16 protein-coding genes are annotated in these 19,403 nt (G+C 60.1%); 8 read left to right on the top strand and 8 right to left on the bottom strand.

The features are described 5' to 3' along the window. The first annotated feature begins 31 nt into the window (after positions 1-31). Both RCJ00_RS15500 and RCJ00_RS15495 read left to right on the top strand, forming a co-directional pair. Positions 32-568 (top strand): response regulator, encoded by a 537-nt coding sequence (locus RCJ00_RS15500; protein WP_316223081.1) that lies wholly within the window; start codon positions 32-34, stop codon positions 566-568. After that, positions 558-1,811: a sensor histidine kinase gene (locus RCJ00_RS15495; protein WP_316223080.1), complete on the top strand. Its 1,254-nt coding sequence runs from the start codon at positions 558-560 to the stop codon at positions 1,809-1,811. The genes RCJ00_RS15500 and RCJ00_RS15495 overlap by 11 nt, the downstream gene beginning before the upstream one ends. Positions 1,812-1,821: 10 nt before the next feature. Here RCJ00_RS15495 and RCJ00_RS15490 read toward each other — a convergent pair whose 3' ends face one another. The 8 genes from RCJ00_RS15490 to dinB all read right to left on the bottom strand — a co-directional run bounded on the left by RCJ00_RS15490 (position 1,822) and on the right by dinB (position 11,928). Further along, positions 1,822-2,232: a response regulator gene (locus tag RCJ00_RS15490; protein WP_316223078.1), complete on the bottom strand. Its 411-nt coding sequence runs from the start codon at positions 2,230-2,232 to the stop codon at positions 1,822-1,824. Continuing rightward, positions 2,225-3,850 (bottom strand): response regulator, encoded by a 1,626-nt coding sequence (locus tag RCJ00_RS15485; protein ID WP_316223077.1) that lies wholly within the window; start codon positions 3,848-3,850, stop codon positions 2,225-2,227. Before RCJ00_RS15485 ends, RCJ00_RS15490 begins: the two co-directional genes overlap by 8 nt. Then, positions 3,847-4,485, bottom strand: a complete 639-nt coding sequence (locus RCJ00_RS15480; protein ID WP_316223075.1) for a chemotaxis protein CheB — start codon at positions 4,483-4,485, stop codon at positions 3,847-3,849. Before RCJ00_RS15480 ends, RCJ00_RS15485 begins: the two co-directional genes overlap by 4 nt. A 2-nt stretch (positions 4,486-4,487) precedes the next feature. Next, complete coding sequence (locus tag RCJ00_RS15475; RefSeq protein ID WP_316223073.1) at positions 4,488-5,315, bottom strand: CheR family methyltransferase; 828 nt, start codon at positions 5,313-5,315, stop codon at positions 4,488-4,490. After that, a complete protein-coding gene (locus RCJ00_RS15470; RefSeq protein WP_316223071.1) occupies positions 5,312-8,788 on the bottom strand; it encodes a response regulator in 3,477 nt (1,158 codons plus the stop codon). The genes RCJ00_RS15475 and RCJ00_RS15470 overlap by 4 nt, the downstream gene beginning before the upstream one ends. A gap of 252 nt (positions 8,789-9,040) precedes the next feature. Next, on the bottom strand, positions 9,041-10,063 hold the full coding sequence (gene moaA, locus RCJ00_RS15465; protein ID WP_316223069.1) for a GTP 3',8-cyclase MoaA: 1,023 nt from the start codon (positions 10,061-10,063) through the stop codon (positions 9,041-9,043). Positions 10,064-10,125: 62 nt separating this feature from the next. Further along, positions 10,126-10,755 (bottom strand): thymidine kinase, encoded by a 630-nt coding sequence (locus tag RCJ00_RS15460; protein WP_316223067.1) that lies wholly within the window; start codon positions 10,753-10,755, stop codon positions 10,126-10,128. Positions 10,756-10,824: 69 nt separating this feature from the next. Beyond that, entirely contained in the window at positions 10,825-11,928 is a 1,104-nt protein-coding gene (gene dinB, locus RCJ00_RS15455) for a DNA polymerase IV (RefSeq protein WP_316223066.1), read from the bottom strand. Between the two features lie 111 nt (positions 11,929-12,039). On the opposite strand from dinB, the gene RCJ00_RS15450 reads away from it, so the two are divergent. The 6 genes from RCJ00_RS15450 (at position 12,040) to RCJ00_RS15425 (ending at position 19,278) form a co-directional block, all read left to right on the top strand. Next, positions 12,040-12,825, top strand: coding sequence for a DUF72 domain-containing protein (locus RCJ00_RS15450; RefSeq protein ID WP_316223065.1), 786 nt, complete (start codon positions 12,040-12,042; stop codon positions 12,823-12,825). Next, the gene (locus RCJ00_RS15445; RefSeq protein ID WP_316223064.1) at positions 12,825-13,829 is read left to right on the top strand and encodes a Gfo/Idh/MocA family protein; all 1,005 of its coding nucleotides are present in this window, start codon (positions 12,825-12,827) and stop codon (positions 13,827-13,829) included. Before RCJ00_RS15450 ends, RCJ00_RS15445 begins: the two co-directional genes overlap by 1 nt. 108 nt (positions 13,830-13,937) lie before the next feature. After that, positions 13,938-15,173 carry an efflux RND transporter periplasmic adaptor subunit gene (locus RCJ00_RS15440; protein WP_316223063.1) on the top strand — a complete coding sequence of 412 codons (1,236 nt, stop codon included), beginning with the start codon at positions 13,938-13,940 and terminating at the stop codon, positions 15,171-15,173. A gap of 13 nt (positions 15,174-15,186) precedes the next feature. Next, positions 15,187-17,151, top strand: coding sequence for a MacB family efflux pump subunit (locus tag RCJ00_RS15435; protein WP_316223062.1), 1,965 nt, complete (start codon positions 15,187-15,189; stop codon positions 17,149-17,151). Next, on the top strand, positions 17,151-18,518 hold the full coding sequence (locus tag RCJ00_RS15430; RefSeq protein ID WP_316223061.1) for an efflux transporter outer membrane subunit: 1,368 nt from the start codon (positions 17,151-17,153) through the stop codon (positions 18,516-18,518). Before RCJ00_RS15435 ends, RCJ00_RS15430 begins: the two co-directional genes overlap by 1 nt. Before the next feature lie 52 nt (positions 18,519-18,570). Continuing rightward, complete coding sequence (locus RCJ00_RS15425) at positions 18,571-19,278, top strand: DUF6445 family protein (protein WP_316223060.1); 708 nt, start codon at positions 18,571-18,573, stop codon at positions 19,276-19,278. The last annotated feature ends 125 nt before the right edge of the window (positions 19,279-19,403 follow it).

Genomic DNA, 19,403 nt, shown 5'->3' with positions numbered 1-19,403 from the left:
AGCCGCTCAAGACGTTGTACAAAAAGGGCCTTTGACCGCTCTGTTCCTCGATGACGACGCCGATATTCTCGACGCCGCCGAGCTGATTTTGACGCGCCACGGCATGCGTCTGCTCAAGGCGCAAAGCCCGGAGGCCGCGCGTGAACAACTGGCGGCCAATGCCATCGATGTCCTTCTGCTCGATCTCAATTACCGGCGCGGCGACACGTCAGGGGACGCCGGCCTCAGCTTTCTGGATGAGCAGATGAAACGTGACGCCAGCCTGCCCGTCGTGGTGGTCACCGGGCATTCCGGTATGAACATCGCCATTCAGGCCATGCGCATGGGGGCCCAGGATTTCGTCGTCAAGCCATGGAACAATGACCGTTTCATCGCCTCCATCAAGGCCGCCATGGAGGCGCCGCGCATCCTGCCCCAGGCGCCCCAGGACCTCAATCTGGAGCGGTCGGAACGGGAACTGGTCAAGGCAGCGCTCAATCGGCACCAGTTCAACATTTCGGCGGCGGCAAAGGACCTGGGCGTGACGCGCGCCGCATTGTACCGGCGGATGGAAAAACATGGTCTTTAGACGCATCATGCTCCCGCTGGCGGCGCAAATGGGTGTCTTCATCCTGGGCGCGTTCGGCTGGCTGGCCCTTACACGAGGGCTGTATGCCAGCGCTCTGGTGTGCGGGCTGGGCGCCCTGACGCTGGCCTCTCTGGGCCTGACCCAGTCCGCCTTTGTGCTGGGGCGCGACCTGTTGAAACGTAACCAGCCCGGCACCAACTTCACGGCAGAACTCAGCCGTCGCCGCCTGCAGGTCCTGCTGGACCAGACGCCTTCACCGCTCCTGCTTCAACCCGATAACGGCCAGTTGATCGCCGTCAATCGCGCCGCCCGCAAGCTGTTCGACGTGGCCTATGCCCTGCCCGTCGCCGCGCGTAAGGCCTTACTGGGAGATGCCGCCGATCCGGCCGGTCAGCGGCTGCTGGGCTTGGCGACGATAGGCTCCCAAATCAAGTGGAAGGGCCAGACCTTTGCCGTGCATCTGGCTGAGATGGAGGAAGAGACTCACGTGTCGCATCTGGCGGTACTGACCGATATTTCCGCCGACGTCCGTGCCGCCGAGGCCAGCGCTTTGCGTGACCTTTTGAAGGTGCTCAACCACGAACTGATGAACGCCCTGACGCCCGTGGCGTCGATGAGTCGAAGCGCACTCGATCTGCTGGGCGACGAGACGGCCGAATCGCACGCGGCAGCGCGTAAGGCGTTGGAACGCGTGGTCGCGCGCACCGAGGGCCTGACCGATTTCATTAATGCCTACCGTGCCCTGACCCGTCTGCCGCCGCCCGTGATACGTCCGTGCGCGCTCGGTCTGTGGCTCGACGTCCTGACGGAAAGCTTCGAGGCGCAATGGGGAGAAAAGGGCGTACGGTTCGACGCCGAACGCCTCGATGGCCTGGCCGAAAGCGACATATCCCTGCTGATGGACGAAGACCAGATGTGGCTCGGGGTATCGAACCTGCTCAATAACGGCGCGCAGGCCGCTCTGGAAAAGCCGGACGCCTGTGTACGCCTGCGCCTGAAGCGCGACGGGGAAGGCGTGATCTTCGAAGTCGAGGATTCGGGCAAAGGGATCGGCGCGGACAGCGCCGAACAGGTCTTCATGCCGTTCTATTCGACAAAGGCCACGGGGACCGGTGTCGGCCTGAGCCTGGCCAAGCAGATCGTGCAGGGCCACGGCAGTGCGCTGGACCTCGTGACACCTCAGGACGCACGTCCTGAACCGCTGGGCGGCGCCTGCTTCCGATTTCGGATCAAGGCCGCCTAATCGTTCCGTGTCAGGCGGAACCCGTCTTCTGCTTGGCGATGTCGCCCAGCAGCGTCTCCAACGCCTCCAGGTAAAGCGGCTTGACCATGTGGTGGTCAAATCCAGCTTCCGCCGTCATGCGACGATGTTCGCTTTCCCCCCAGCCCGTCTGAGCGATGAAGACCGCATTTTTCAGATCCGGACGCGATTTCAGTTCCCGGCACAGGTCGTAACCGTTCATGCCGGGCAGCCCGATATCGATCATGAACACGTCCGGCTTATATTCCGCATAGGTGTCGATCGCCTGTTTGGCGTTAGCGGCCAGCTTGTAATCATAGCCGATCATTTCGACCAGCCAGCCAGTGGTCTGCGCCAGAGCTTCATTGTCCTCGACAATCATGATGCGCATGGTCTCAGTCCTGCCATTTCCGTCGTCAGCCATGGGTATGTCCTTCGGTAGCGGTCTGCTTGATATCTGCCAACAATTGGGTAAGCAGGTCAAGGCTGACCGGTTTGGTGATATGATGGTCGAAACCGGCCGCAAACGCCTTCTGGCGATCGCTTTCCTGCCCCCATCCCGTCTGGGCGATCAACACTTTTTGTTCCATCCCAGGCATTTTGCGCAGGTGGCGGCAGACCTCGTAGCCATCCATTCCCGGCATCCCGATATCCAGCAGCACGACATCGGGTTTCATCTCGCTGGCCATTTCCAGCGCCCTGGCACCGTCGTTCGCTACCTCGGCCTTGTGACCGATCAGATCGAGCATCCACAGGCTGGTCTGGGCGGAGTCGACGTTGTCATCGACGATCAATACCTTCATCGGGGCGGCGGGTCGGCCATTTTTCTGCAAGGGCTTGCCTTGGGCTTCACCACTGGCGCCGACCAGGGGTAGGCTGACCGTAAAGGTTGAGCCCTTGCCCGGTCCGTCGCTTTCGGCCTTGCTGGTGCCGCCATGCATATCAACAAGCTTGCTTACCAGGGCCAGGCCGATACCCAGCCCCCCCTGCGAGCGGTCAAGATGACTGTCGGCCTGGGCGAACAAATCGAAGACGCGCGGCAGCATGTCGGCTTCGATGCCCAGGCCATTATCGGCAACGATGATGTCGGCGTGGCCGGTATGTGGCGTCACGGTCAGGCAGATACGACCGCCATGCGCCGTATATTTAGCGGCATTGTTGAGCAGGTTCGATACCACCTGGGCCAGGCGCGTCAGATCGCCTTCGACCCATAAGGGCTCCGTCGGGATGTCGAGTGTCAGCTTGTGGCCATTGGCGTCGATGAGCGGCTTTGACGTTTCCACGGCGGCCTTGACGGCATCCTGAAGGCTTATACGCTCCTTGCGCAGGTCGATGCGGCCACGCGATACGCGCGAGACATCGAGCAGGTCGTCGATTAGGCGCACCAGGTGGGTCAGTTGGCGGTCCATCATGCTGCGAACGTCTTCGGCGCGCGGTCCGTCCGGCGACATTTTCAATATCTGCAAACCGTTGCGGATCGGCGCCAGGGGATTGCGCAATTCGTGTGCTAAGGTGGCCAGAAATTCGTCCTTGCGAACATCGGCTTCCTTCAGCGCCTGGGCATTGTCGCGGCTGTCCTTAAGCAGCCGCAGGTTTTCCTCGGCAAAGGCCTTCAGATTGTCACGCTGAACGGCGATCTGGCGACGTTGCAGATATAGCTCCGAAAAGACAGCCACCTTTGACCGCAGAATATCGGCTTCCAGCGGCTTTTCCAGAAAGTCGACGGCGCCAGCTTCGTAGCCGCGGAATTTCCGCGACCGGTCGGTCACGCCGGCCGTCAGGAAGATAATGGGAATGCGCCGCGTCCGTTCCGACCCGCGCATCATCTCCGCCAATTCGAAGCCATCCATTTCCGGCATTTGCACGTCCAGCAAAGCCAGAGCAACTTCACGCTTGAGCAGGATTTCCAGTGCCTCCGTGCCGGAACTGGCCTTGATGAATTCGAGACCATCCCGGCGCAGCAAGGCTTCGAGCGCAATCAGATTTTCGGATAGATCGTCGACAATCAGAATCGGAACAGGGGTAATCAGGGCCGGGTTCATGTCGTCACCGCTTTCTGCAGTGTGTCTGCGATCTGTTCCAGGGTCATGGCTTCCGCGTCAGGGCTAAGCGCCAGCGCCGCTTCCGGCATGGCACTGGCGTAGGCTTGATCAGGCCTTTGCACCAACCCACGGCCACCGGCTTGCAATATGGCCTTTAGGCCGAGTGCGCCGTCCGGGTTGGCACCGGTCAGAACAACACCGATCAGGCCTTCGCCGTAGACGTCAGCCGCGCTTTCGAACAACACGTCGACCGACGGGCGCGAAAACAGGACCGGTTCCTCTGATGACAGCGAGAGGCGGTGGTCAGGCTCGATAAGCAGATGATAGTCGGGCGGCGCGAAGTAGGCATGACCGGGCAAAATGTCTTCCTTGTCTTCGGCCTCCCGCACGGTAAGCGCACACTTGGCGTCGAACAGCTCAGCAACCACGCTGTCGCGGTCGGGCGGCAGGTGAATGACGATCATGATCGGCAATGGATAATCTGCCGGCAGGACCGGCAGGATGGCGGTCAGCGCCTTAAGCCCTCCCGCGGATACGCCGATGACCACCGCTTCGGGCGTTGCGACGGCTTTTTCCATAACACCCCCCAGGCGCACGATCGGATTGTCTTTCAAGGACTTTGTTGTCGCGGTCATGCTCATGTCACGTCCCGCTTCTGGTATATGCGCTCATCGTGCGCGAAATCGCTGAAGGCGTCGGCGCTCGCCGAAAACCGCAAGGTTTCCTTGGAGCCAAGACCTAAGAACCCCTTGCGCGCCAGCGATCCCTTGAACAAGGTTATGGCCCGGTCCTGAAGGTCTCGATCGAAATAGATCAACACATTGCGGCAGGACACCATGTGGGTTTCGGCGAAGACAGCGTCCGTGGCCAGGCTGTGGTCGGAGAAGACGACGTTCTTTCGCAAGGCCTTGTCGAACGACGCCGCGCCATAGGCGGCGGTGTAGTAGTCCGACAACGACCCCTTGCCGCCCGACAGGCGATGGTTTTCCGTGAACAGCTTGATGCGGTTGAGGCTATATACCCCCGCCTCTGCCTTCTTCAGCGCCTCATGATTGATATCGGTGGCGTAGAACATGGTGCGGTCAAAAAGGCCTTCTTCGAGGAACAATATAGCGAAGGAATAGAGTTCCTCGCCTGTGCTGCACCCGGCAATCCACACCTTGAGCGACGGATAGGTTCTGAGGTGCGGCACGACCTTTTCACGGACGGCCTTGAAATACAGCGGATCGCGGAACAGCTCCGATACCTGAACTGTCAGATAGGGCAGAATGGCCGCCATCATGGTGGGATCGTGCAGCACGAGATCCTGTAAGCCGGATATGGTGTGACATTGGAAATGATCGCGCGCCTGCAAGAGGCGGCGCTTAACAGAAGCCATCGCATAGCCGCGAAAATCGTAATGATACTTACGGAAGATCGCTTCCAGCAGCAGCCGGATTTCGATATCCTCTGTCTTTGGCATCATCTCGGCATCCATACACGTACCAGAGAAATGAGTTTTTCCACGTCCAGGGGTTTGGCCATATAGTCATTGGCGCCGGCATCCAGACAGCGTTCCTGATCATCCTTCATGGCCTTCGCCGTCAGCATGATGACTGGTAGCTTAGCCCAGTCGGCGCGCTTGCGGATTTCACGTGTCGCCGTCAGACCATCCATTTCCGGCATCATGACGTCCATGAGGACGAGATCGATGGCCGTGTCGGCGTCCTTGCGGTCATTGGTCTTTTCAAGGAGGTCGAGCGCTTCGCGACCGTTGCGCGCGATCGAGATGATGGCACCCAGCGGCTCGAAGATGTTGGTGACGGCATAGACATTGCGTACGTCGTCCTCGACGATCAGGATGCGCCGGCCTTCCAGCATGGCGTCGCGACTCTTGGCCTTCTTGAGTAGGGTCTGCTGCTCCGGCGACAGCTCGGAAACCACCTGGTGCAGGAACAGGGTGACTTCGTCCAAAAGGCGTTCCGGCGACTTGGCGCCCTTTATGATGATCGATGACGAGTATCGGCGCAGGCGTTGCTCGTCCTCATAGCTCAGATCGCGGCCGGTATAGACGATGACCGGCGGGAAGGCGTAGGCGTCTTCGTGCGACAGGGTTTCGAGCAGAGAATAGCCCGTGGCGTCAGGCAGGCTCAGGTCAAGCACCATGCAGTCGAAGGTATGTTCCTTCAATTGTTCCAGACATTCCGCCGCTGTGCCGACGGCAACGGTTTCGGTGTCGTTCGACTTCAACAGACGCGATACGCTGTCACGTTGTACCTCGTCGTCCTCGACGATCAGGACGCGGCGCATCTGCTGGCTGAGGCGGCCTTCGAGCGATTTGAAGGCGTCGACCAGTTCGTCACGCTTGACCGGCTTGAGCATGTAGCCGACCGCACCGAGCGACAGGGCGGTATGCTGGTAATCGCTGCCCGAGACGACGTGAACCGGAATGTGACGCGTGCGGTTGTCGCGCTTCAGGCGGTCAAGAACCGACAGGCCCGAATGGTCGGGCAGGCCGATATCGAGCACCACGGCGTGGGGCGTGTATTGCTGAACCATTTCCAGCGCCTCCTCGGCCGAGGTCGCCACGAGGCACTGGAACGACTGGTCGCGCGCCAGATCGTAAAGGATGCCGGCGAAGGACACGTCGTCTTCAACCACCAGAATAATCCGGCGTTTGGGATCGAGCCGGTCACGATCATCCTGAACGCGTCCGGGACGCAGGACACCTTTGGTCGTCTTGCCCGCGGTCTTGGCGGCCACGGTCGGCGGGGGCGGGAGGATAGCGATATCATCATCGCTGTCGGCAGGCGCGACAAAAGGCGTGATCATGCCGGAGGTGACATTGGCCGCATCGTAAACAAGCGGCAAGGTCAGGGCGAAGCTCGATCCCTTGCCCGGTGCGCTCTTAAGGCCGATGGCGCCGCCAAGCAGACGGGCCAGTTCGCGCGAAATCGACAGCCCCAGGCCGGTGCCGCCATATTTGCGGCTGATCGTCCCGTCGGCTTGACGGAAGGCTTCGAAAATGGCCGCCTGCTGATCGTCCGAAATACCTATGCCGGTGTCGTTTACCGCCATGACAATGCGGCCGTCGCTGTTCAGGCTAATGGCCAGTTCGACCGACCCGGTCTCAGTGAATTTGAACGCATTGGACAGCAGGTTCTTCAGCACCTGTTCGACACGCTGGCGGTCGGTATCGATGGTGTCGGGCAGGTTCTTGGCCAGCCTGACCTTGAAGGTCAGCCCCTTTTGCTCCGCCACCGGATCGAAAACGCGCTGCATATCCTTGACGAGGCGGGTCAGCGACAATGCCTCAGGGCGGATGTCCATCTGTCCGGCCTCGATTTTAGACAGGTCGAGGATATCGTTGATCAAGGCCAGCAGGTCATTGCCCGAAGACTGGATGGTACGGGCGAATTTGACCTGTTCCTCGGTCAGGTTGCCATCCGGATTGTCCCCAAGGAGTTTGGCCAGGATAAGCGAAGAATTGAGGGGGGTGCGCAGTTCGTGCGACATGTTGGCCAGGAAGTCGGACTTGTACCGGCTGGCCTGCTCCAGTTCGCGCGCCTTTAGTTCTATTTCGCCACGCGAACGCGACAGGTCGTTTTTCTGGCTCTCGAGAGCGGCGGCCTGCTCTTCCAATTGCGAATTGGTCTGCTCCAGTTCGGCCTGCTGCTGCTCCAGACGGAAGTGCGACTCCTTGAGGGCGCGGCTCTGTTCTTCCAGTTCCTCGTTGTTGACGCGTAACTCCTCGCCCTGGCTTTGCAATTCTTCCGACTGACGCTGAGTTTCTTCCAGAAGGTTCTGCAGATGGGCACGGTAATTGGCCGATTGAACAGCGACGCTGATCGTTTCGGAGACGCGCTCAAGCAGTTCCAAGGCGCGGTCGTCGATCGGCTGCATATAGCCCAACTCAACGACGCCATCGACCATGCGTTCCGATTTCGCCGGTGCGATGAGCAGGTGGCGCGGTCGCCATTTTCCCAGGCCGGCTCCAACGGCCAGATGCGTTTCCGTTACATCACGTAATATGATCGGCTTAGCCGTCGAAACGGCCTGGCCCAACAGGCCATCCCTTGCCGAGAACGTCGCGGGAACGTCGTTTTCCTCAGGCACACCCACCGTCCCCATTCGGGCATAGCGGCCGTCGGTCAAGGCAAAAAAAGTGCCGGCATGGGCGCCAGTATATTCGGATAGGAAGGTCAGAACACTATTGCCCAGTTGATCGAGCCTTTGTTCACCCATCATAGCGGCTGAAAGGCCCACCTGCCCCACCTGCAACCATTCCTCCCGGCGGCGCGCCGCTGAGGCGCGGCTGATCATCCAGGTGATCATGGCCGACAGCAGGATGCCGATGACAGCCGCTATCGTCACACTCGCCTGGGCGACCTTATAGGCGTCGTTCATTTCAGCAATACGCTGCTCGCGACGCTGGGTCGTTACGGCCTGCATACCCATGACCTGAGAACGGATCTGGTCCATATAGACCTTGCCCGAACTCTCCTTCACCACAGCCACCGCGGCGTCGAGGCCGCCGGTACGTCTGAGTTCGATCGTGCGCGCCAACTCCGCCATTTTACCGTTGATCAGTTCCCGCATGCGGTTCAATCGGACCACCTGCTCGGGATCGTCTTTTACCAAGGCGCCTATCTTGGTGAACTGCTCATCAATATGCGTCGTTGCGTTGTTATACGGATCGAGATAGGCGTCATCCCCAGTTATCACATAGCCGCGCTGGCCGGTTTCGGCATCCTTAACCGTCGACAAGAGCTCGTTCAGGCTGATCAGAATGATGTGAGTCTGCGTCACCAGCACGGTATCGCGCCGGATTGTCTGAATGTTGGCGTAGGAAATGATGCCACTGATGATAAAAAAGACGCCGACAAGCGACAATCCCAGCGACGTCGTCAGATCTGAGCGTTTCTGCTTGTCACTATGCTTGCCAAAAACTCGTAACATCAAATATCCATGCCCCCTTGCGGTCAGGAACATAAGGTTCCGGCCGTTCGTCTGAAAAAACCCTATGGAGCGCCACGTAAGCATCCAATAAGGAGCCCGGCACTGCTTATAAAAATTCCATAAAGATTTAATGGTTTACGCTACTGAACAGCTATACCATACCACCGCGTGTGGCCAGCCCAGCTATAGGGTTGCAGCCCTTAAGCATGCTGTCTTCAAATATATAGGTCGCAATCGATAGACGGCAACCGCTTAACCCCCCGTCAACGACATGGTGCGCGCCGGGGCATGTACGCGTGCGGGCCGTTCCAGCCCGGCGCCGGCAATAAAAAACTCATGCGCCCTGGGTTTGGCGGCCAAGGCGCCATCCAGCGCGGTATCCAGAGCCGTTGTCGTCGGGTCGTCGCGCAGGGCCGCGCGCAGATCGACGTGGTCGTCCTGGCCAAGGCACATATAGAGCTGACCAGTGCAGGTGATGCGGACACGATTGCAGGTATCGCAGAAATTATGGGAAAGCGGCGTGATTAATCCCAGGCGCCCACCGGTCTCGGCGACGCGGTAATAGCGGGCGGGCCCTCCCGTTGCGTCATTGACCCCATCCACGTGCCAGAAGCTGCGCAGATCGGCCAGGACATCCGTCACGGAGACGAACTGATCCTCGCGGCCGGCAATCTCATCGCCCAAGGGCATGGTTTCGATCAGGGACACGTCCATGCCACGCGCATGGGCGAACTGCACGATAGCGGGAATGTCGCGGCGATTATCTTCGGCCAGTACGACGACGTTGAGCTTGATACGGATGCCCGCAGCCTGAGCCAGTGCAATCCCGTCAAGAACCTGGGTCAGATCGCCGCCGCGCGTGATACGGCGGTAGGTCTCCGGGTCCAGGCTGTCGAGTGACACATTGATGCGACCGATCCCCGCCGCGACTAAGGTCGGCACAGCCCCCGCCAGCAGCGTGCCGTTCGTCGTCAGGGTCAGTTCCTTGAGACGGCCGTTATGGACCTGCTCGCCCAAACGCAGCAGGAAATCGAGCACGCCTTTGCGGACCAGGGGCTCGCCGCCCGTGATACGCAGCCGCTCAACGCCCCGGTCGATGAGGAACAGGCTTAGACGTTCCATCTCTTCGAAACTGAGCAATGACGTGCGCGGCAGGAAGGTCTGGCGCTCGCTCATGCAATAGGTGCAGCGCAGGTCGCAGCGATCCGTCACCGACAGACGCACATAATTTATGCGGCGTCCGAAACCGTCGATCAAGGGAGCGCGCAGTGACATGTCTACACTCTAAGTCCGACGCTGAGAAATAACAAGGCGGGCCGTCATCGCGAAAACGCGGATCAAACCTGCCGCGGATTCGCCCCGTCCAACCAGTCTTCCGGTCCATTGACCGGCCAGTGCCCAATGGCTTCTTCCCAGTGCTTGCGGCACAGGGAGATATAGTCCGACTTCTCCGCCGACACCTGATCGCCATCGGCAACCACCAACCCGTCGGCGCCCTTGCGCACCACCATCGTCGCCTTGGACCCGCAAAAGCAGATGGTGCGGATTTCGCGCAAGGTGTCGGCGATGGACAAAAGCTCCGCCGATCCGGCGAACAGCTCGCCCCGGAAATCGGTGCGCAGCCCGTAGCACATGACGGGGATACCGAGACGGTCGGCAATCCGCGCCAATTGCCAGACATGTTTTCGCGTCAGGCATTGTGCTTCGTCAACGAAGACACAATCGATCCGGTCGGCTTCCAGGTGATCGCGGATGCTCTGAAACAGATCGTCACCGTCGCTATAGAGTTCGGCTGGTTCCGAGATACCGAGGCGCGAACTGATGACGCCTTGCGGTCCGTCAGCATAGGCCGCGCAGGTATACATCAGCACGGTCATGCCGCGTTCGCGATAGTTATGGGCTGCCTGCAGAAGCAAGGTCGATTTGCCCGCGTTCATGGTCGAATAGGAGAAATAAAGCTTGGCCATGCCCTGCTTTTAGCGAAGGCGCCGCGATTCCGCGAGTCGGATGTCGGGTTACCAACACCCAGTTTCACACTAAAGCGACAGGCTCAGTTGTTCAGCCTGCGGATGATCCTTCTCGCCCAGGGACGACATCGATACGCCCAGCAGCCGGATCCCCTTGGCGACAGGGAAAACACCTTCCAGAAGCGTGCGAGTAAAGGCGGTCAGTTCGGCCCTGTTGGCGACCGGCGCCAGACCTGATCGGCTGCGCGTAATGATGCGGAAGTCGCTGAACTTGACCTTGAGCGTGACAGTGCGCCCCTTGATCTGATTGGCATCGACATAGCGCCAGACCTTGTCGATCAATGGTTCCAGGAAGCTCCAGGCCGTATCGAAATCGGTCGTGTCGGTGAAGAAGGTGTTCTCAGCACCAATCGATTTGCGTTCCCGGTTGGGCTTGACCTGGCGATGGTCGATCCCGCGCGAAATGCCGTAATAGTAGCGCCCTGAGACGCCGAAATGCTGCTCCAGGAAATCGAGTGTCTGGTTGCGTATGTCCTGGCCGCTGAACAGGCCCAGCCGGTTCATCTTGGCCGCCGTCGCCGGACCAATGCCGTGAAATTTCTTGACCGGCAGGGCGGCGGCGAAAACAGGCCCCATGGCCGGCTTGATAACGAACAGGCCGTTGGGCTTGTTCTGATCGGAGGCCAGCTTGGCCAGGAATTTGTTATAGGAAACGCCCGCAGACGCCGTCAATTGCGTTGCCTCCCAGATGCGCGCGCGAATCTCCTCGGCGATTTCCGTGGCGGACGACATGCCCTTCAGATTTTCGGTGACGTCGAGATAGGCTTCGTCGAGCGACAGAGGCTCGACCAAAGGGGTGTAGTCTTCGAAAATATCGCGGATCTGGCGCGATACCGCCTTATAGACCTCGAAGCGATGCTTGACGAAGATGAGATCGGGGCATTTACGGCGCGCCGTTACCGACGGCATGGCGGAATAAACACCGAACTTGCGCGCCTCGTACGACGCTGCGGCCACGACCCCGCGTTCGGAGCCGCCGCCCACGGCCACGGGCTTGCCGCGCAGGTCGGGACTGTCGCGCTGTTCAACCGACGCAAAAAACGCATCCATGTCGATATGGATGATCTTTCGTGTCGGCGCGGGCTGTTCGTCGTCCATAACCATTTGACTCATGCCACATCAAGAACATAAAGTGAACATGAAAAATTACTGCCACAAATGCGTTGCCATGCCATAGCATAGTTTGGCACGCGTTTAGGCGATACGTGTCAGCAGGAGGAAAACATGACCATCTATGTCGGTATCGGCGGCTGGACCTATGAGGAGTGGCGCGGCCCCTTCTATCCGGAAGGCTTGGTGCAAAAGCGCGAGCTGGAATATGCATCCTCTAAATTGACCTCGATCGAGATCAACGGCACCTATTATGGCGCGCAAAAGCCGGCGTCCTTCCAGAAATGGCGCGCCGAAACCCCGGACAATTTCGTCTTCGCAGTCAAGGGCACCCGCTACGCCACCAACCGTAAGAACTTGGCTGAATCGAAGGACAGCGTCGATCGTTTCCTGAACAGTGGCATCAGCGAACTCAAGGAAAAGCTGGGCCCGATCAACTGGCAATTCATGGCGACGAAAAAATTCGATCCGGCGGATTTCGAAACCTTCTTCAAACTGCTGCCGCCTGAGGTTGATGGCGTCCGCCTGCGCCACGCGGTCGAGGTGCGCCACCCCAGCTTTGGCTGTAAGGAATTTGTCGACCTGGCCAGTCATTACGGTGTGGCCATTATCACCGGAGCCGATTCTGAATTTCCGGTCATTGCCGATCTGACAGCGGATTTCGCCTATGTCCGCATCATGGGCACCACCGACCAGCACGAGAAGGGCTATAGCGAGCAGGCGCTCGACGAATGGGCGTATCGCGCCCGCGCCCTGTCGGAAGGACAAGTGCCGAACGATCTGGACACCTTCGGCGCGAAACAGCCGCCCCGTCCGCACGATGTCTATCTTTACGTTATAAGCGGTTACAAAACGCGCAACCCCGCCGCCGCCATGGCGCTGATCGAAAGACTGTCGTGATGAAAAAGACGGTATGGGGTGTACTTAGCACGGCCAGGATCGGCGTCAAAAAGGTCATTCCGGCGCTGATGCAAAGTGACGAAATCCACGTGAAGGGGATTGCGTCACGCGATGCAACGGCGGCACGCGCAGCGGCAGACACCTTAGGGCTGGATACCGCCTACGGCGCCTACCAGGACCTGATCGACGACCCCGAAATCGACGTCATCTATAATCCCTTGCCCAATCATCTGCATGTGCCCCTAACACTCGAAGCGGCCCGGGCGGGCAAGCACGTCCTGTGCGAAAAACCGATGGCGCTCAACGCGGCAGAAATCGGACAGCTGAGCGAGGTGGCGCAGACAGTCCACATCATGGAAGCCTTCATGGTGCGCCATTCCCTACAATGGCTGGAGGCCCGCCGCTTGATCCGCGAGGGCAGCATAGGCACGCCGCGCATCATCCAGTCGCAGTTCAGCTACAACAACACCGACCCGGCCAATATCCGCAACAAGGTCGAATGGGGCGGCGGCGGCCTGATGGACATCGGCTGCTATCCCATTGTGGCCGGGCGTTTCTTTTTCGAGGCTGATCCAGTGCGTGTGATGGCGCTGATCAGTCGCGACAAAACGTTCGGGACGGATACCCTGACCTCCGGCCTGCTCGATTTTGGCGGAGGACGGCAACTGACCTTCGCCGTCTCGACCGCGCTGGCGCCGGCGCAAAGCGTCACCGTCTATGGCGACAAGGCGCGCCTCAGCCTATCCATCCCCTTCAACCAGCCGCCCGATGCGCCGCAGGTCATCACCGTCGACGACGGCCAGACCTTCATCGGCGCCACCGCGGTCACCCACACCTTGCAGCCCTCCAATCAATACCAACTGATGGGGGAGGCCTTCAGCCGTGCCGTCCGTGGCGAGGCACCGTTGCCGTATGGCATTCAGGATGCCGCCATCAACATGCGGATCATCGACGCTTTGTTCCGCTCAGAAACGTCCGGGCGTTGGGAGGCGGTGGCCGCCTAAAATCGAACCTCATCGTTTTTTTACGACGGATATTTCACAGTCATTGCGTAGAATGGCCATGGACATGGTCTGCGGGGGCGCAATCCAGATGGAATAGCGGCGTAAGGCATGTGGTATAAAAACAGGCGGTTCCTCACCTTCGCAGGTCTTGCGGCCGGTCTTCTCCTTGTCATTGTTCTCTGGCTGACCGTATTCAATAAACCCAAACGTCCGGAGCTGATCACCCAGGCCGCCGCCATGGGAACCGTCGAAAAAACCGTTCTGGCGTCCGGTACGCTGGAACCGTTCGAACAGGTCAATGTTGGCGCACAGGTATCGGGCCAGGTCACGAAGCTGGCCGTCGCGCTGGGCGATAATGTCCAGGCCGGCGCTTTGATCGCCGAAATCGACTCGCAGAAGCAGAGGAACGACCTGGACACCAGTGCCGCCGCCCTCAATAGCCAGAAGGCCCAGCGCGCATCGGCCCAGGCCACGCTGGCCCAGGCACAAAACAATTTCACCCGCCAGCAAACCCTGTATCAGGCAGATGCCGGCTCCAAGGCGGATTATGAGGCGGCGGTGCAGCAGCTGAAAAGCGCGCAGGCCGCGCTCGATACCGCTAATGCCCAGATTGACCAAGCGTCGATTTCGGTTCGCACCGCCAAAGTTAATCTCGGCTATACCCGGATTTCGGCGCCGATGAACGGCACGGTGATCGCCATCGTCACCAAGCAGGGTCAGACGGTCAACGCCAACCAGTCGGCGCCGACCATCGTCGTATTGGGCCAGCTCGACAAGATGACGGTCAAGGCCGAGATTTCCGAAGCCGATGTCATCAACATCAAGCCCGGCATGCGCGTCTATTTCACGACCCTGGGCGATCCCGACAAACGTTATTACGCCACCCTGCGCAGCATCGAACCGGCGCCGACCGATTTTTCCGGCGACACCTCGACAACCAATGCCACCAGTTCGTCCGCCATCTATTATTACGGCCTGTTCGACGTAGATAATCCCGATGGCGTCTTGCGCCCGTCCATGACGGCACAGGTCTATATCGTGCAGCAAAGCGCCCAGAATGTTCTGACCATTCCGGCGGCGGCCCTTGGCCGCAAGGACAAGGACGGCGGCTATACGGTCCGTGTCGTGGGCAAGGACAAGAAAAAGCCGGAGGTTCGTCACGTCAAGATAGGCATTAATGACGGCACCAACGTCCAGGTCCTGAGCGGTATCACCGTCGGGGAACAGGTGGTGATCGCCCAGGCCCAATCCGGCGCCAGTTCGTCCGCGAACCGCAGCGGCGGCAATAATCGCAGCACTGCCGGCGGCCTGGGCGGCGGTACGCGTCCGCCACGCGGCCTGTAATGGGAGATTTGTCATGACGGCACCTCCTGCCCTGGAAGTGTCCAAGCTCAGGCGCGAATTTCCCGCCGGCGAAGGCACCATAACCGTTCTGCACGATATTGACCTTACCGTCATGCCGGGTGAGATGCTGGCCATTGTCGGCCAGTCGGGGTCGGGCAAATCGACGCTGATGAATATTCTCGGCTGTCTCGACCGGCCTACCGCCGGCACATACAAGGTCGGGGGCCGGCCAACCTCGGAACTCGGTCCAGATGAACTGGCCGAACTGCGCCGTGAGCATTTTGGTTTTATCTTTCAGCGCTATCATCTGCTCGGCGACCTGACGGCGCTGGGCAATGTCGAAGTGCCCGCCATCTATTCGGGAACGCTGCCGGAAAATCGCAAAACGCGCGCAGCCGATCTCCTGGGCCGGCTGGGCCTGGCCGATCGCACCGGTCACCGCCCGGGACAATTGTCGGGCGGGCAGCAACAACGGGTTTCCATCGCCCGCGCCCTGATGAACGGCGGCGAAATCGTCCTGGCCGACGAGCCCACCGGCGCGCTCGATACCGCGTCGGGTGAAGAGGTGATGCGTATTCTGAAAGGCCTGCACAAGGAAGGCCACACCGTCATTATCGTCACACACGACATGGAAGTGGCGGAGCATTGCGAACGCGTCATCGAAATCCGCGATGGCCGCATCATCAATGACCGAAAGGGTGAAGGCCGCGGTGTCGCCGAGGATCAGGGCCTGCCGCCCATCGCCGCGACCAGCCAGGGCGGATTCCAGGCCGCGATCGACAGCTTCAACGAAGCCTTCCGCATGGCGGTCCTGGCCATGAACGCCCATCGCATGCGTACCTTCCTGACCATGCTCGGCATTATTATCGGCATCGCTTCGGTCGTCTGCGTCGTCGCCTTGGGTGAGGGCTCGCGCCAGCAGGTCCTGGCGCAGATCGCCTCGATTGGCACAAATACCTTGCAAATCAATCCCGGCCAGGGCTTCGGCGATACACGCTCCGGACGGGTGCGAACACTGGTGGTCTCGGACGCCAATGCCTTGGCTAAACAGCCCTATGCCGACAGCGTGACCCCGCTGGTGCAGTCGAACACGGTCATGCGGTCAGGCGCTATCGCCGCAAACGCCACGATCATGGGCGTGGGCGAACAATATGACCGGGTGCGCGGCCTGACCATGGCGCAGGGGCGCTGGCTGACGGCAGAAGATGTCTCAGGCCTTAGCCAGGATGTCGTCATCGACGACAACACCTACAACACCCTCTATCCAAACGGGGGTGGGAAACCGCTCGGCCAGGTCATTCTGCTGGGGTCCGTGCCGGCGCGCATTGTCGGTGTGACCAACAAGAGCACCGGCATAGGCGGCGGCAGCCCGGACGCGCTCAATATCTACATGGCCTATACAGCCGTTAATTCGCGCATATTGGGCACCAATGTGTTGCGCAGCATCACCGTCCGCATCAAGGACGACACGGAATCAAGCGTGGCCCAGGCGGGCGTTACCACGCTTCTCACCCAGCGCCACGGCACCCAGGATTTCACCATTCTGAACACGGATGAAATTCGCCAGACGATCACGGCCACGACCACGACCCTGACCGTTCTGATCTCCGCCATCGCCATTATTTCGCTCATCGTGGGCGGCATAGGGGTGATGAATATCATGCTTGTCTCCGTCACCGAACGGACCAGCGAGATCGGCGTCCGCATGGCCGTCGGCGCGCGAACGCGCGATATCATGCAGCAGTTCCTCATCGAAGCGGTCCTTGTCTGTCTGATCGGCGGCGTGCTGGGGATTGTCGCCGCCCTACTGTTCGGTGTGATCTTCAAGCTGTTCAGCAGCGATTTCACCCTGGTCTATTCACCGATATCGATCATCGCGGCCTTCCTGTGCTCGACCCTGATCGGCGTCGTCTTCGGGTTCCTGCCGGCGCGCAATGCCGCCAAGCTCGATCCCGTCACCGCGCTTGCGAGGGACTAATGCATCATTTCGCGAAAATCAGAATATTTTCCGCCCTCGGCCTGGCGGCCCTGCTGACGGCCTGCGCATCGACACCCTATCACACGCCATCGGTACCGACACCGGGCCGGTTCGCACATGCCGAGGATACGACCGGACAGGGAGCGAATGCTGCTTCCGATCTGACTGACTGGTGGACGGCCTTCAACGATCCGGTGTTGAACAGCCTCGTTTCGAACGTGCTCGCCAAGAACAACGACCTGTCGGCGGCTGCCCTGCGTGTACAACAGGCCAAGCTACAGGCCGGATTGACACGGCTTGACCAGCTCCCCTCGGCGAACGGCAATGTCGGCGTAAGTACGGGTGACGCCACGCGCTGGTCGGCCAGTCTGGGCGTCTCCTACGAGGCAGACCTGTGGGGCCGCCTGGCTGCCGCCACACGCGCCGCGAATTGGGAGGTCCAGGCGACCGCCGAAGATCGCGAAGCCGCCCGCCTCGCCCTCATCGGAACGACGGCGGAACTGTACTGGCGCATCGCCTATACGCATCAGCAGATCACGGTCGGTGAACAAAACCTGGCTTATGCGCGCAAGGTGCTGGACCTCGTCACCATTCAGCATAAAGCCGGGGCCGTTTCGGGCGTCGAGGTGTCGGAAAGCGAGCAAAGCGTCAATTCGCAGATTGCCAGCCTGGCCGACCTGCAACAGCAACTTGTCGAATACCGGTCATCACTCACCGTTCTGCTGGGCGGCGATCCGTGGCCGCAGACCAGCGAACCGCAAGTCCTGCCCGATACCCCTTTGCCCGATGTCCGTGCCGGCCTGCCCGCCGAACTGCTGGGTCGCCGGCCCGATTTACGCGCTGCCGAATGGCGTTTGCGTGAAACCTTGGCCGATGTCGATATTGCCCGAACGTCACTCTATCCCGGCCTCAACCTGACCGCATCAGGCGGCGCGTCGTCGAGCGAACTGGGTGCCTTGTTCCGCAATCCGACCGGGTCGCTGGCCGCATCGCTCAGCCTGCCGTTTCTCGATTTCCCGCGCCTGAACCGCAACGTCAAGATCAGCGAAAAGACATACGACATTGCCGTCCTGACCTTCAAGACAACCCTGTTGCAGGCCTTCGCCGACACAGACAACGCCCTGTCGGCGCGCACACAACTGGCGCAACAGGCTGACGCCCAGGCCGCCAGCCTGGCCGCCGCGCGCAAGGCCGAATCCCTTTATGCCGTACGCTATCGCACCGGTTCGGTCGCCCTTCGCATCTGGCTTGATGCGCAGCAATCCCTGCGCCAGGAACAGCTCAGCTATGACAACAACCGCCTGTCGCAATTGATCAACCAGTCTACCCTCTATCAGGCGCTGGGTGGTGGTGTGCCACCGCAATAAAGAACGAAATAAATTCCGAGCCGACAGCGCCGGACTGCGTTATCATGGCGACATGTCCGGGGAAGAAATAAGCATTCAACTCAATCCGCAGGCGCGTGTGCGCCTGATGCATATTGGTGACGAACAGAATCCGCTGATCGTCATAGACGATGTCCTGCTCAATCCAGATGATTTGATCGAAGCGGCGGCGCGAACCCCGTTCGCCGCCCCGGAAGCGACCTACTATCCCGGCGTGAACGCCGCCATCCCCACGGCCTATCTTCAGGCCTTAGTGCCCATACTGCGCCCGACCCTGATGCGCGCCTTCGGTATAGGGAAGGGCCAGATGAGCGCCCGCGCCTTTTTCGCCCTGTCGACGCGAAGATCCGACGAACTGGTTCCGCTGCAAAAAATCCCGCATTATGATCAGCCCGACCCCCGCGGTCTGGCCATGGTGCATTACCTGGCGCGCGACCAGGCCGGCGGCACCGGCTTCTTTCGCCACAACACGACCGGCTACGAATCCATCCCGCCCGAACGTCGCGAGCGCTACATGGCCATCGTCGCGCGGGAGCTCGAGGCGGCGGCCGCGCATTTGAACGGATATACGGGCGCGGACACGCCCAACTATACCCTTTTGGAAGCCGTCGAGCCCAAATTCAATCGCCTCATCCTATACCGTAGCAACCTGCTGCATTGCGCGCTGTTCGACGGTGCGCGCCTCAGCGAGGACCCACGTACCGGGCGCCTGACCGCCAACAGCTTCTTTTTCTGTGGTTAAACCGTAGCCGCAACGCCTTCACGCGCTTGTGACTCCGCACTTATTGCAGTGCGGGGTGTTCCGTACTGAATCTTTACAGGCGAACCGGCAGTGTCGTCTCGTCAGCAGGCACTCCAAAGTCCTGC

Source organism: Asticcacaulis aquihabitans, from assembly GCF_032490435.1.
GTDB lineage: Bacteria > Pseudomonadota > Alphaproteobacteria > Caulobacterales > Caulobacteraceae > Asticcacaulis.
This window is presented reverse-complemented; position numbering and strand designations above follow the sequence as displayed.